Here is a 14,684-nt window from a genome sequence, read left to right as displayed (position 1 = left end):
CGCCGCCGATCATGCCGCCGCGACCCCGATCTGATCGCAGATCGCCCGGTAATGCTCGGTCCTGCGATGCTGGGAGAAGTCGAAAACCGATCGCTTGTATTTCTGCGCCAGATCCAGGTCGCATGCGGCAACGAGAAGTTCGTCCTCGCGGGTCTGCGCCGTCATGACAATCTCGCCGCCCGGCGAAACGATGCAGCTTCCGCCGATCAGGTCCAGCGGCCCATCGCGGCCGGTCTTGGCAACGGAAACCACCCAGGAACTGTTCTGGTAGGCACCGGCCTGCACCGACAGGTGGTTATGGAACTCGGTCAGGTGATCGAAGGTGGTGTCCCACGGCACGCTGGTCGGCGTGTTGTAACCAACCATCACCAGCTCGACCCCCTGCAGCCCCATGACGCGGTAGGTCTCCGGCCAGCGGCGGTCGTTACAGATGCACATGCCGACAACCCCGCCAAAGGCCTGCCAGGTACCGAAACCGGTATCGCCAACCTCGAAATACAGCTTTTCCAGCCCCTGAAACGGCAATTCCGGTCGATAGTCGGCGTGGCCGGGCAGGTGGACCTTGCGGTATTTGCCGATGATCTCGCCGGTCTTGCCGACGAGGATCGCGGTGTTGAAGCGCTTCGCCCCCTCGCCCTGCCCGATCAGTTCGGCATAACCGAGATAGAAGCCGATGCCGAGCGCCCGCGCCTCATCGAACAGCGGCTGAACGTCGGGATTGGGCATCGCCTTTTCGTAATAGACGTCCGCTTCCGCCAGATCGTCGACCCAGTGCATGATGAAGAACGGGGTCAGCGCCAGTTCGGGATAGACGATGACGTCCGCCCCACGCGCCTTTGCCTCGCGCATCATCGCCAGCATGCGGTCGACCACCGGCTTGCGCCCGGTATAGGGCGATGCCGCCGCCATTTGCGCCGCAGCCACAGTTACAATTCTGGTCAATTGCCCCTCCGCAGGTTCTCGGTGGCGGCGTGGTCGATCTCGCCGTCTGCGGTGAACGCCACCTTGTAATCCCGTTCCGCGTTTTCGCGGGAAATCAGCCCGTCCAGCACGTCGTCGCGCACTGCCTCCGGGTTGCGCTGGTTGGGCGGGCCGTAGCCGCCGCCCCCCGGCCCAAACGCCCGGATGCGGTCACCGGCCTTCAACCGATATTCGAGGAAGTCGAATTTTGACGGCAACTCGACGCAGCTGCCATCGGCGCGTTCCAGCACGGTGGCGCGGGTCGACCCGTCCTCTCCGCCCAGCAAGCCCCAGGGCCGGTGCTTGTGGCCGTCGGACTCCGCCGCGACACTACCGTCCGCCAGCATGCGAAACTCCTTGATCGTGCCCAGCCCGCCGCGCTGCATGCCCGGTGCCGCCACATCTTCGCGCAGTTCGTAACGCTCGATCCGCAGCGGATTATGCGACTCGACATCTTCGATCGGGTTGTTGCGGGTATTGGCGAACAGACAATCGACCGCATCCATGCCGTCGCGCTGCGGGCGCCCGCCATAACTTCCCTCGAACAGCTCTACATGCAGCCACATCGCCTCGCTGCCGCTGTCGCCGCCAAACACGATGCCTCCGCCATTGCCGACGCCGGCAGAGACCTTGTCCGGCACCACCTGCGCCAGCGCCTTCATCGTCGCGTCGGACAGGGCAATGCCGCCGGCGTAACGGCACATGGTCGGCGCCGGGAACACCGGGTTCGCCAGGCAGCCGACCGGCGCGGTGATCGTGATCGGACGGACCAGCCCGGAATTCTGCGGAATCTCTCCATGTACCGCGGAATCGAGCAGCACACTCTTGATCGCGACCAAAATCGCGCAGTCGACGCTGCCGCGAAACGGGATATTGATCGGCTTGTCGGGAAGCTGCGGCGCGGTGCCGGCCAGGTCCGCGACGATCTCGTCGCCCCGCACCTTCAGCGTCACGCTAAGCGGCAGGTCCGAATAGGCGGGGTCCGGGTGATCGAGGAACCCGTCGATATGGACGACGCCGGTATAGTCGCCGTCCGGCACCGCGCGAATCGCCGCGCGCATCTTGCGTTCGGCGTTGTCGAGCGACACCGTGCAGGCTGCGCGGAACACGTCCAGGCCATAACTTTCGATCAGTTCGGCGAAACGGCGCGCGCCGATCTGCACGGCGGCGATCTCAGCCTCCATGTCGCCAATCACGACATCGGCCATGCGGACATTGTCGCGAATAAGGTGCCACAACTGGTCGTTGCGCTGGCCGCGGGCGTAAACCTTCAGCGCCTTCAGCTGCAGCCCTTCGGCATAGGCGTCGCTGGCGTTGACCTGCCCGCCGCTCCCCGGCTTGTAAGAGCCGATGTCGACATGGTGCGACATCGCGCAGGAAAAGCCGACCAGTTCGTCTCCGACGAACACCGGCACATAGAATCCGACATCGGGCAGGTGGCTGGCCCCGGCATAGGGGTCGTTGTGGACGATGATGTCGCCCGGCTCGATCACCTCGCCACGCCGCGCCAACTGATCCATGATCCCGGCGACGCAGCCGGGCAGTGGCCCCGAAGCAAGCGGCGTGCTCTGTTTCGCCTCGCACAATTGCTGGCCGCTGGCATCGACCAGCGCGGCACCGAAATCCTCCGATTCCCGGATGATGCTCGAATAGGCCATGCGGATCAGCTTGTGGCCCATCTCGGTAGCGATGTTGGCAAGCGCCCCCTCGATCACACTGACGGTAATCGGGTCGACCTGTGGCATCGAATCGCGCGTCATGGCCTCAGTCTCCCGTCTGGATCGTGATGATCACGTCGCCGCCGGCGTCGCGCGTGAAATGGCAATCAGGCGGGACCACGGTGGTGGTGTCTTTCTGCAGGATCACCGCCGGCCCGGCGACCGCAACGCCGACCGGCAGGCGCTCGCGGGCGTAGAATGGCGTCGCCAGCGCCTGCAGCCCCGCAGCGGTGCGGAAATGGCAATGCCCGTCGCGCACCAGCGCGTCAGCAACCGTACCGGCACAGGCGTGGGCGCGCGGCTGTATCTTCTGGGTCTCGGCCATGCCGGCGACGCGCAGGTTGACGATCTCGATCGCCGCGTCGGGAAAGGCGTGGCCATATTCCTTGCGATGGCGGTCGTGGAAATCGGCGAAAGCCGCCGCGATCGTGTCGCCTGTTACCACGCAGTCCGGAAATTCGACGCGTAATTCATAGCCCTGGCCGACATAGCGCAATTCGGCGGCATAGCGGTACGCCACCGTGTCGGGCGCCACCCCGTCCTCGGCAAACTGCGCGGCGATCCGGTCGCGCATTTCGCCAAGGTGACGCGACAGCCGCGCAAGATCGAGCGCGTCGCTGTTCTGCAGGAACGTGCCGACCAGATCGTATTTCAGATCCGAGGTCAGCAGGCCGACCGCCGAGCCGATGCCGGGGAATTCCGGCACAATGACTTCCGGCGTGCCGAGCAGCCGCGCGACATCGACGGCGTGCAGCGGCCCCGCACCGCCGTAAGCGACCAGCGAGAAACGACGCGGGTCGAGGCCTTTCTGCACGGTGCGCTCGCGGATGGCGTTGGCCATGTTGTTGTTGACGACGCGCAATACCCCTTCGGCCGCGGCATGCGGGGTCAGGCCCAGCGCATCGGCCAGCGTGCCGATCACCGCACTAGCCGCCACCGTGTTCAGCGCCATTTCCCCGCCCAGGAAATTGTCGGGGTCGAGCCGGCCGAGCACAACATGGGCGTCGGTAACCGTCGGCAGCCGCCCGCCACGGCCATAGGCGGCAGGCCCGGGCTGCGCCCCGGCGCTCTCCGGCCCGACGCGGAAACCGTTGATGTCGTCATAAGCGGCAATGCTGCCGCCGCCGGCGCCGATCGTGTGAATGTCGATCATCGGCACCAGCACCGGAAAGCCGGCGATCGACGTTTCCCGCGCCGAGGATTCGGCATAGGCGCCCTGCTCGATCACTGCGATATCGGCGCTGGTCCCGCCGACATCGAAGGTGATCAGGTTGCGCCGCCCGGAGGTGCGGCAGCATAGCTGGCCCATCAGCACCCCGGCGGCCGGGCCCGACAGCAGCGTCCGCACCGGTTCCTCGCACACCATCTTGGCGGTGCCGACCCCGCCGTTGGACAGCATTACATGCAGGTTCGCGCCAATCCCCGCCTCGCCGATCGCCGCGCTCAGCCGGCCGATATACTGGCGAACGAGCGGGCCGACGAAGGCGTTCATCGCGGTGGTGGTGAACCGCTCGAATTCCCGGATCTGCGGCGAAACGGCAGAGGACGTGGTGACGAACGCATCCGGATACTCGTCGAGGATGATCGCCTTCGCCCGCTCCTCGTGCGCCGGGTTCAGATAGGAAAACAGGAAGCAGACCGCGATGGAGGAGATCCCGTCCTCGCGGAACTCCCGCGCCGCGCGCCGGACCCCGGCCTCGTCGAGCGGGGTTTCGACCGCGCCGGTCGGCGGGATAATCCGCTCCGCCACCACCTTGCGGTCGCGACGGCGGACCAGCGGCCGGTCCTGCCAGGGGATTTCCTGCATGATCGAATAATGCTGGGGCCGCTGGTGCCGGCCGATGTGGAGCACGTCGCGGAAGCCGGCGGTGGTCAGCATCCCGGCCCGCGCGCCCTTGTTCTCCAGTATCGCGTTGGTCGCGACAGTGGTGCCGTGGTAAATCTGGTCGAGCTCAGCCGGCGCGATGCCTCCGCGCTCGCAGATCTGCAGAATGCCGGCCAGCACGCCCTGTGACGGATCGTGGTTGGTCGACGGCAGCTTGTGGATATGGGTGGTGCCTTCGGTGGTGTCGTGAAACACCACGTCCGTGAAGGTCCCGCCAACGTCAACGCCGATCAGCTTAGCCATCCAGTCCCCGGAACGTTCTGTCCTGACAATCCAAGCCTGCCGCTAGCGCGATTCCCGGCAGCCGAGCCATAGCGAAAGACAGCACCACACATCGACGTTCGTGGATGTTTTCACTATTTCCCTTCGCCTTGCCTTATGCCGCTACAGCGCGTCGCCCGATGTAAGCGTAACATGGTTTGACACTTCCCGAAGCGAACCATAGGCATTCCGACCAATGAAGAACCAGATTCACCAGGTCGATCTGCGCCTGCTGCGCGTGTTCATGGCGGTTGTGGAGAACAACGGCTTCGTCAACGCACAGGAAACGCTGAACATCGGCCAGTCGACACTCAGTTCGCATATGGCGGACCTGGAGGACCGGCTCGGCATCCGCCTGTGCGAGCGCGGCCGCGCCGGCTTCAACGTCACTGAAGACGGCGAAATGGTCTACGCCGCCGCCCGCAAGCTGTTCGGCCATCTCGACGAGTTCAGCAGCGTCATCCGTTCGAAGAAGGGCAAGCTGTCCGGCACCCTCAACATCGCGTGCATGGACCATATTGTGTCCAACCATCGGCTGAAGCTGGACGAGGCGATTGCTCGCTTCAAGGACCGGCGCGGCGATGTCAGCATCAACATCCACGTGAAATCGCCGCTGGAGGTGCAACAGGGCGTATCGGAAGGCGCCTACGATCTTGGCGTGTCCAGCCCGCTGAAACGCACCGTCGGGGTCGAATACATCCCGCTCTGCACTCAGCGTCACCAACTATACTGCGGCGCCCGCCACCCGTTATTCCCGTCTGTCAGCGACCGGATGCAGGTCGCCGACCTGTTCGGGCAGGAAATCGTCCGGCCCAAATACCGGCAGGCGGAGGTGCTGCCCAAACGCCTGCGTCGTTTCCAGAACATGACCGCCACCGGCTTCAACATCGAAGGCACCGCGATCCTGATCCGGTCCGGCCGGTTCATCGGCTTCCTGCCGGTCAACTATGCCGATCAATGGGTGCGGGGTGGCGAGATGAAGGCGATCCTGCCCCACCAGATCGAAGCGACGGTCGAAATCGCGCTCGTGCTGAAGAAGGGCACGCCGTACAAACCGCAGGTTCGCGCCTTCATCACCGACCTGCTCGACCTGCACGGCATCAGGCGGGACGCCGGGCGGGCGCCCGCCGCACCGGTTCGCAACGCCGTTTCGGAGTGATACATCCAGTTTTTCGGATGTAAGCCACCGCCCGCCAGACGCTACCCTGACACAAAGGCCGTCGGCTCCGTTTCGGCGGGCGCCGCGCGCGCAGCATCGGGGAAGGGACAAGGCATGGCCGGTTCGCGTACACTCGCCATTGGGGTCATGTCGGCCAGCACATCCGGCCAGCTCACCCAGATCACCCTGCCCTTCATGGTCGGCGCTCTGATCACCGGCCTCAACCTCAACGAACAGCAGGCCGGGCTATTGTGTTCAGCCGAACTGATCACCGTGGCGCTGGTTTCCTTCGCGGTCGCGCCGCTGATGGGCGCCTGGCCACGGCGCACCGTCGCGATCATCGGCGCCGCCATCGCCATCCTGGCCCATGGCTTCTCGGCGACGCTGGTCGATCTGCCGTCGATCGTCGCCGCCCGGATGGTCGCGGGCTTCGGCGCCGGGCTTATGCTCGCCGCCGGCAATGCGTCGATCGCTAATTCGCCCAATCCCGACCGGCTGTCGTCGCTGCTGCTGATCTCGGTCGGGCTCGCCCAACTCGTCTCGCTCAGCCTGCTGCCGCTGATCATCCCGAAATGGCAGCATTCCGGGATATTCGCTTATCAGGCGATGCTGATCGCGCTGCTCGTGCCGCTGGTCATGCTGTTGCCGCAGCGCCGCGCCGACAGCACCGATCCGGCCGGGACACGCCCGGTGCCCGCCAAGCTGCCGATCGGCCCGACCCTGGCGATCGTTACCGCCATCGCGCTGTTTTCGGCGCGGGAGACGGCACTGTGGGCGTTCACCGAACAAATCGGCCTGCGTTCAGGCCTGACCAAGGCGCAGATCGGCGTCATCCTCGGCGCGACCGGGGTGCTCGCCCTGTCCGGTGCCGGGGCGGCGGCGATCATCGGCACCCGCTTTTCACGGATGAAGCCGCTGATGATCGGGCTGGTGTTCAATGCCGTCCTCGCCTTCTGGATCAGCCAGACCAGCAACGCGACGGTGTTCGCCATCGTCGAGGTCGTCTACCACGCCTTCCTGTTCTTCACCGCGCCCTATCTGTTCGGCCTGGCGGCGGAACTCGACCCGTCCGGGCGGATCGTCGCCTCGGCGGGCGGCGCCCTGCTGTTCGGCGGGTCGCTCGGCCCGGTGATCGGCGGCTATCTGATCGCCATCGCCGGTTTCGCCGCAATCGGCGCCTTCATCCTCGCCTCGGTCGCGGTCGTCATGCTGCTCGCCTGGCAATTGCAGCGCCGCCTCGACCGCCAGTCAGCCACCGTCTAGCTCCACCGCAGTCGCCGGGTCGGTTACCACACACCTTCCGGCTCATCGCGGCGCCCTACCTGTTTGGTCTGGCAGCGAAACTCTCTCTGTCCGGCCGGATCGTCGCCTCCACGGGCGGCGCCCTGTTGTCCCGCGTCGTAATCGGCGGCCATCTGATCGCCATCGCCGGCTTCGCCGCAACGGCAGCGTTCATCCTCGCCTCGGTCGCGGTCGTCATGCCGCTCGCCCGGCGATTGCCGCCTCGCCTCGACCGCCAGCCGACCGCGACCGCACACCGCCGGACATGGCGGGAAAGAACCGGGTCGCCCCGCACCGCCACCGACAACCACTTAGCGCAGCCGGCCCGCCTGCCTTCAAACGCCTGCGGGGCGCCGGGGCGATCCGTTCCGATCGCCCCGACGCCCCGCCGCGCAAGTGAAGTTGTTTAGAACCGGTATTTGGCGCTGGCGGTGAACTGCCGGTCCTGGCCAACCGTCGGGGCAACCTGCCCCTGAATATTGATCGCCAGCTGCGGCGAGGTCAGATAGGCCTTGTTGGCCAGATTCTTGCCCTGCACGGACAGCTCCAGCTTGCCGCTCGGGTCGATCCAGCTGATCGCGGCATTCAGCAGGCCATAGGGGCGCTGTCTCTGCAGGACGTCGTTCTCCGCGTTGAGGAAGTAGCCGTCCGACCAGGAATAGTCGGCGCGCAGGCTCAACTCGCCGTCGAACACCGGGGTCGGCACCGTGTAATAGGCAGCAAGGTTGAACTGCCAGTTCGGCGTGCTCGGCAACTTGTTGGTGATCGGGATCGTCGCGCTGGGGTCAAGCTTGGTGTATTTGGCCTTCAAATAGCCAAGCCCGCCGGACAGCTGCAGCGTCCGGGTCGGCTTCATTACCGCTTCAAGCTCGAAGCCCCTGATTTCCGCGTCACCGGCATTTTCCGTCGCCGGGGCGACGCCGCGCTGCACGACGATCTGCATGTCGGTATAATCGGTGAAGAAGGCGGCGCCGGTCAGGCGGACGCGGTTGTCCAGCCCCTGCAGCTTGAAGCCGACTTCATAGACCTTGGCGAATTCCGGCTCGAACGAGGTGACGACCGCGCCGGGAGTGATGCGCTGAACAAAGCCGCCGCCCTTGAAGCCGGTCGAATAGGACGCGTAGATCATCGCGTCATCCGACGCCTGATAGCTCAGGTTGTAATAATGGTCGACGACCTCGGCATTGGCCTTGGTCACCCCGTTCGCCGCCAGCTTGAAGGCGTTCGGCGGCAGGGTAACGAAGCCGGCGGGCGCGCCGATCATCGGCCCCCAGACCCGCGTCACATACTGGATGCGATCGTCAACGATGAAGTCCTTCTTCTCGTTGGTGTAGCGCAACCCGGCGGTAAAGCTCAGCTTGTCGGTCAGGTCGTATGTCGCCTGCCCGAACAGCGCCGCGCTCTTCTTCTTGACGATAGAACCGGATGTCAGGCCGAGCAGCGAGAAATCGATCGGGTTGATATTGGCGGTACTATCTTCCGCGTAATAGGCACCGAACGTCCAGTCGAGCCGGCGGTCGAAGCCGGAACCGGACAACTGGATTTCCTGGCTCCACTGCTCCCCGTCGAACAGGTCTCGGATGTGGTTGACCTTGTCGATCGGCGTACCGTCCTCGTCGCGGCCGTCGCGGCTCTGGACATTGCGGTAATTGGTGATCGTCTTCAGATTGGCGCCGCCCAGCTCCCACAAGGTGGTGAAGTTCAACCCCCAGATATCCTGCTTCGACCCATCGAACTGCGTGCCGTAATTCACGAATTTCTTGAGGGTGGTAGTATAGCTGTTGTCGATCAGCGGGCCGCCGTAGAACGGCTGGACCAGCTGGTTATATTCGCCGACGGTGGTCAGCGTGGTGCCGTCCGGCGCGTAGTCGCGGTTGTCGAACAGGTGGATCTGCGGCGGGCCAGCCGATTTGCTGGTCGTGTAATCGGCGCTCAGGTCGATGGTCACCGTGCTGCTCGGTTCCCAGCGCAACGCCAGCCGCGCCCCCTGCGTATCCTCGCTGCCGCCGCCCCGGCTGCCGGGCAGGTTGACGTATTTCACCCACCCGTCGCGCTGGCGGCCAAGCAACGTAACCCGCGAATAGAGGTTGTCGGCCAGCGGCACGTTCAGGGTCAGCCGCCCCATCAGGTAGCTGTCCGTTCCGCCGGCAACGTCCAGCGTGCCTTCGAAACCGGGCTTTGGCTTCACCGTGTTGATCAACACCGCGCCGCCAATGGTGTTACGACCGAACAGCGTGCCCTGCGGCCCGCGCAGCACCTCGATCGATTCGATGTCGGCAAGGCCGATCACCGCCCCGGCCACACCAGCCAGATAGGCCTCGTCGACATAGATTCCGACGCCCGGTTCGACGCTCGGCACGAAATCGGACTGGCCGATGCCGCGCACGAAAACGATCGCGTTGTTGTTGCCGCTCGACGCATTGGCCTGGCTGCGGAACTCTACGTTCGGAGAGAAGCGGCCGATTTCGTCGCTCTTGCCGATCTGCCGCCGCTCAAGTTCCTCGCCGGTGAATGCGGTGACCGACACCGGGGTCCGCATCAGGCTTTCCTCGCGGCGGCGGGCGGTGACGACGATATCGGCGAGGCCGCCGTCGTTCTCGGCATGGGTGTCGGCGGGTGCATGGGTGGCCGGCGCGCCCTGCGCAAAGGCCGGGGCGCCCAGCGCAAAGCCTGCGGCGCCGATCAGCGCGGGCGCAAGCGCACGCAAACAGGTCGTCGAATAGAGCCGGTGTGTCACGGTCAAAGCCCTCCCGATTAAATCGCTTTCTTATCGGTGGGGACGATAGAGCGGGCGGCGCACCGCAAACTATGTGAAGTTATGAAGGTATCTATCGATCCATATCGATATATAGATGGTCTGCGGCGTCGCTTCCGTCACCGCCCGGCCGCTCGTGGCGCAACCAGTATCGGCGCATAGCCGACCAGAAACGCGCCAAACGCCGCCGTCCACACCCCGCCGGAAACCATGATCCCGACCTGATAGCCAAGCAGGTCGAACGCGGTTGCCATCCGCAGCAGCGCCCCCAGCGTCACCAGCGCATAAGCAGCGACGGTCAGCGGCCCGGCGCGCAGATCCCGCGCCGTCTGGCTCAGGATGGTGCGGGTCATCACCGCCAGGATCATCGTCGCCATCGCCCCCGCCGTCAGCGCGTGCAGCGCGGCGGTGCGCGGCACCGGCCCGCCCGGCCCGGACGCCGCCAGCAGCGCCAGTCCCACCGGCAGCCAGGCAAAGCCCAGATGCAGGCTCAGCACCAGCGGGTCGCGCGCCGCCGTCATCCCGCGCCACCGCGCCATCCGCCCCGCCTGCGCCAGCGCGGCGGCGGCAAGGGCAAGGCCGGTCGCCCGCGCGTCGGGCCAGACGGCCCAGCCGGCAAGCGCCGCCGCCGTCACCGCCATCGCGGCGCGGTCGTAACGGTCAGGCTGGCCGGGCATCCGCCCGGTCGCGCCCCTCCGCGCCAGCCAGTTGCGGGTAAAGGACGGAACAAGCCGCCCGCCGATCATAGCGATCAGCACGACGATCAGGGCGAGACCGCCGCGCCAGCCAAGCGCGTCATCCGCAATCCAGCCTGTCGCCCCGCCATGATCAAGCACGCTGGCGATGCCAAGCAGCAGCACCAGCGCGACCAGCGGCAGGTTGCGGTTGCCCATCACCAGCGCCTCGCGCGCGCCGAGCAGCACCAGCACGAACGGAAAGGCGCAATCGACCAGCATCGCCACCGCGCCGCCGGGACCGCCGGACAGCAGCAGCGCCACCCGTCCGGCCAGCCACAGCAGCGCCAGCGCGGCAAGCGGCGGCCCGGCCACCGGCAGGCGGCCGCTGCGATTGGGAATGGCGGTCAGATAATAACCGGCGATCGCCGCGCCGACAAAACCGAACAGCATTTCATGGCGGTGCCAGGCCAGCCAGTCGCCCGCCACCGGCGCGGGCAGGCCGGACAGCATCGCGACCCACAGGCCGATCGCCGCGACCGCCCACAGCCCGGCGGCAAGGAAGAACGGCCGGAACCCGCCGCGCAGCACCGGGGGCGCTGCCGCCATCCGCGCCCGCCGCAGCGCCAGCATCCGTTCGCCGCGCGTCTGGCTACCCGCCGTCCGCCGCTCCGTCATCCGCCCTTCCCCGCGCCCGCCCGCGCGGACGGGCGGCCGAAACGGGCCACCGCCACCGCGCCATACAACAGGGTCAGCCCGGCGAGGTTCAGCAACTCAATCCGCTGCTCCGCCAGCGTCGCGCCCATCTGGTTGATGCCGACCATCAGGTGGATGCCCGGCGTCGTCGGCAGCAGACGGGCGAGCAGCGCCAGCCAGCCGGGCATCGCCTCCGCCGGCCAGGACAGACCGGACAGAAAGAAGATCGGCACCGAGGTGACGATCCACAGCTGGATCGGCCGCTCCCGCGTGCGGAACAGGCTGGCCAGCGCCAGCGCCGCCGCCACCGTCGCCGCGGCGAACAGCGCCGTCGCCACCGCCAGCGCGCCAAAACCACCGGCGGCGCGCGGCATGTCCTGGAACCAGAAGACGAAACCGGTGTAATAGGCGGTGTTCGCGCAGCCGATAGCGAAGAAGGCCAGGGCAATGCCGAACAGTTCGCCGGCGCCGAAACGGCGCGCGCCGTGCCGTTCGCGCATCGTCGCGGCAAGCAATGCCAGGCCGATCAGCAATGTCTGATGAATAATCACGAAGGTCACGCCGGGGAACACCGCGCTGCCATACCCTTCGCGGGTATTGAACAACGGCCGCTGAAGGACGCTGAACGCCGGCGGTGCCGGGGCGCCGAGCATCATCGCCTGTCCTGTCGCCGCATCCCGGCCGAGCGCGCCGAGCGCGGCGCCGACCCCGGCGAGCGCGGTGCTGCCGCGCAGCAGATAGGCGCCATTTCCGTATAGCGCGACCGTGCCCTGCTCGCCACGCAGGATGGCGCGCTCGAACCCCTCCGGAACCAGCACCAACGCGCTTGCCCGCCGGTCGGTTATCCAGCCGAGCGCCGCCTGCGGCGAGGGCAGCCGCGCGACCAGTTCCGCCTGCTGCACCGCGCGCAGCCTGCCGACCAGCAAACGGCTGCTGCCGCTATTGTCCATGTCGACGACGACAATCGGAATGCGCGTCGCCACCTCCCCCGCGTAGGCGCTGGGATAGAAGAAGGAATAGAGCACGGCGGAACCGACGAGCAGCATTAATGCGGTGCTGTCGCTCAGCACGGCGCGGAAGGTGGCACGAAACGCCCGCCCGATCATCGCCGCCCCCAGACCACCGGCCGCGCCGCCGCCGCGATGTAGCGCGGCAACCCCACCGCCACGCCGACAAGCAGGAAAGCGAGCATGATCGCCAGTTGCGGCATCGACACCCATGCCGGCGCCCCCATCATCCATTGCTCGGCAAGCAGCTTGGCAAAGGCGGTGTAGGGCAGCAGCGCGCTCCACAGCCGCGCGAACAGCGACGCGGATTCGATCGGGAAGATCGCCCCGGCAAAGGCGAAGGACGCGCCGGCATACAGCCCGGCCGCCGACAGCGCCTTGCCCATCGACAGCGTGATCGCGGTGACCAGCACCGTCACCCCCGCATAGGCGAGGTACATCGCCGCATAGCCGCACAGGAGCATCATCGGGCTGCCAAGGATCGGCCAGCCGCGCAGCCCGGCGAGATAGCCGGTGGCGACGACACCCCATGCCATGAAAATGGCGAGGTAGACAGCAATCTTGCCGGCAACCGCAGCGGCGGCATCGGTTCGAGGCCGCGCGGCCAGCCACTGCCCGATGCTCCCGTCGCGCAGTTCCCGCCCCAGCGCGCTCGCCACCGCGACCATGAACAGCAGGTGGAGCAGCGCCGGGTGAAGCAACGCAACCAGTTGCAGTTCGTAACTGCCCTGCGGGTTGAACAAGATGGTGGTGTGCGCGGCGATCGGCGGCGGACGGATCGCACCGGGGGCTGCGGCCGCCCCCAGTTCCGTGGCCAGCCGCGCCGCATGGGCCTGCACCACCGCGCCGACATCGCGCAGCGCAGCGCCCGACGCCGTCGCATAGCTGGCGTTGTAGAACACGGTCAGATCGGCGCTTTCCCCGCGCAGCACCGTCCGTTCGGTATCGCGCGGGATCAGCACCACCGCATAGGCGCGGCTGGCGCGGACCAGCCGCTGCGCCGCCGCCATGTCCGCCGGGCGCGCGACGACGCGCAGGCCGGGCGCCGCGTCCAGCCGCCGCGTCAGTTCACGTGCGATGCCGCCGCCGTCGAGATCGACGACCGCGATCGGCAGCGCACGCGGCACCCCGGCGGCAAACTGAACGGCGACCAGCGCCAACAGCAACAGCGGAATCCAGCTGACCAGTGCCAGGTCCCATGCGCTGCCGCGCAGGAAGCGGACCTCCCGGCGCCATCCGTCGCGAAAGGCGGCGCCCGCCCCCGCCGTGGCGCCCGCACCCGGCATTATTGCGGCCAGTCGAACAACACGGTCATACCCGGCCGCAACCCGCGCACCGGGGTGACCGGCATGACGCGAATCTCGAAGCTCTTGACGTCGAACCCGCTCGACTGGCGGGTCGCCCGCCAGGTCGCGAAATCGCCGGCCGGCGCGACATAGCCGACCCGAAAACGCACCCGCTGGCCAGACAGCGCCGGCACGGTGCCGACCAGTTCGCTGCCCCGCGCGATCCCGCGCAACTGGTCCTCGCGCAGGGTCAGCGTCACCCACGGATGGGCGACGTCGCTCAGCACGAACACCGGGAAACCCTGCGGCACCAGTTCGCCGGGCTGGGCCAGCCGGCGGCCGACCTCGCCGGCGATCGGCGCGGTCACCCGCGTTTCCGCCGCCGCGGCCGCCACTTCCGCCGCCGCGCCCTGCGCCTGTTCGGTCTGGCCGCGCGCCGCCGCCTTGTCCTCCACCCGCGCACCGGCCAGCGCCTGGTCATATTGCGCCCGCGCCGCCTTCGCCGCCTCATCCGCCGCAATGGCGTTGGTTCGCGCCTCGTCACGTTTCTGGCCGGCCAGCACCCCTTCGTCGTACAGGCGTTGACTGCGCTGGTAGGTGGTCCGCGCCAGCGCCGCCGCCGCATCGGCCCGGCGCCATTGCGCCGCCGCCGCGCGCACGTCCTCCGGCCGGGCGCCGTTATTCGCCTTGCTCTCCACCGCCCGCGCCGAGGCCAGCGCCCCATCCGCCTGCTGCGCCTTCGCCGACACTTCCGGGCTGGCGATCGTGTAAAGCAACTGTCCGGCGCGGACCGTTTGCCCTTCCTCGACGTGGAAGGCCGCGATCCGCCCGGTGACCTTGCTGGCGATCCGCACCTGCCGCGCGTCGACCATGCCCTGCACCAGATCGGGCGCCGGCCGGTAGGCAAGCCACAACCCCACCGCGAGCAACAGCAGCACCGCGCCCACAGCGACAATCGCCAGCCGGCGGCGGCGCCGCGCTTCCGGCATCTGCGGCTCGCCC

General features: G+C 67.1%; 10 protein-coding genes. 2 read left to right on the top strand and 8 right to left on the bottom strand.

Annotated elements, in window-relative coordinates:
- Positions 1-9 precede the first annotated feature (9 nt).
- From ACMT1E_RS03265 to ACMT1E_RS03255, 3 genes are read right to left on the bottom strand one after another with little or no spacing between them, the layout of a single operon-like run.
- Entirely contained in the window at positions 10-924 is a 915-nt protein-coding gene (locus ACMT1E_RS03265; RefSeq protein WP_414902246.1) for an N-carbamoyl-D-amino-acid hydrolase, read from the bottom strand.
- Between the two features lie 14 nt (positions 925-938).
- Positions 939-2,720, bottom strand: a complete 1,782-nt coding sequence (locus tag ACMT1E_RS03260; protein WP_414902245.1) for a hydantoinase B/oxoprolinase family protein — start codon at positions 2,718-2,720, stop codon at positions 939-941.
- A 4-nt stretch (positions 2,721-2,724) separates the two neighbouring features.
- On the bottom strand, positions 2,725-4,806 hold the full coding sequence (locus ACMT1E_RS03255) for a hydantoinase/oxoprolinase family protein (protein ID WP_414902244.1): 2,082 nt from the start codon (positions 4,804-4,806) through the stop codon (positions 2,725-2,727).
- A gap of 214 nt (positions 4,807-5,020) precedes the next feature.
- Between ACMT1E_RS03255 and ACMT1E_RS03250 the strand changes: the two genes are divergently transcribed.
- Positions 5,021-5,983, top strand: coding sequence for a LysR family transcriptional regulator (locus ACMT1E_RS03250; RefSeq protein WP_414902243.1), 963 nt, complete (start codon positions 5,021-5,023; stop codon positions 5,981-5,983).
- Positions 5,984-6,097: 114 nt separating this feature from the next.
- On the top strand, positions 6,098-7,246 hold the full coding sequence (locus tag ACMT1E_RS03245; RefSeq protein ID WP_414902242.1) for an MFS transporter: 1,149 nt from the start codon (positions 6,098-6,100) through the stop codon (positions 7,244-7,246).
- A gap of 424 nt (positions 7,247-7,670) precedes the next feature.
- Here the strand turns inward: ACMT1E_RS03245 and ACMT1E_RS03240 are convergent, their stop codons facing one another.
- The 5 genes from ACMT1E_RS03240 to ACMT1E_RS03220 form a co-directional block, all read right to left on the bottom strand.
- Positions 7,671-10,001 carry a TonB-dependent receptor gene (locus ACMT1E_RS03240; RefSeq protein ID WP_414903259.1) on the bottom strand — a complete coding sequence of 777 codons (2,331 nt, stop codon included), beginning with the start codon at positions 9,999-10,001 and terminating at the stop codon, positions 7,671-7,673.
- 137 nt (positions 10,002-10,138) lie between these two features.
- Complete coding sequence (locus ACMT1E_RS03235) at positions 10,139-11,371, bottom strand: NnrS family protein (protein WP_414902241.1); 1,233 nt, start codon at positions 11,369-11,371, stop codon at positions 10,139-10,141.
- On the bottom strand, positions 11,368-12,495 hold the full coding sequence (locus ACMT1E_RS03230; RefSeq protein ID WP_414902240.1) for an ABC transporter permease: 1,128 nt from the start codon (positions 12,493-12,495) through the stop codon (positions 11,368-11,370). Before ACMT1E_RS03230 ends, ACMT1E_RS03235 begins: the two co-directional genes overlap by 4 nt.
- Positions 12,492-13,682, bottom strand: a complete 1,191-nt coding sequence (locus ACMT1E_RS03225; protein WP_414902239.1) for an ABC transporter permease — start codon at positions 13,680-13,682, stop codon at positions 12,492-12,494. Before ACMT1E_RS03225 ends, ACMT1E_RS03230 begins: the two co-directional genes overlap by 4 nt.
- Positions 13,682-14,671 carry an HlyD family secretion protein gene (locus tag ACMT1E_RS03220; protein ID WP_414903258.1) on the bottom strand — a complete coding sequence of 330 codons (990 nt, stop codon included), beginning with the start codon at positions 14,669-14,671 and terminating at the stop codon, positions 13,682-13,684. The genes ACMT1E_RS03225 and ACMT1E_RS03220 overlap by 1 nt, the downstream gene beginning before the upstream one ends.
- Positions 14,672-14,684 lie beyond the last annotated feature (13 nt).

It is taken from the genome of Sphingomonas flavalba (genome assembly GCF_047553045.1).
GTDB classification, from domain to species: Bacteria; Pseudomonadota; Alphaproteobacteria; order Sphingomonadales; family Sphingomonadaceae; genus Sphingomonas_L; species Sphingomonas_L flavalba_A.
Note: the sequence above shows the minus strand (reverse complement) of the source record. Positions and strands in the feature narration are given on the sequence as shown.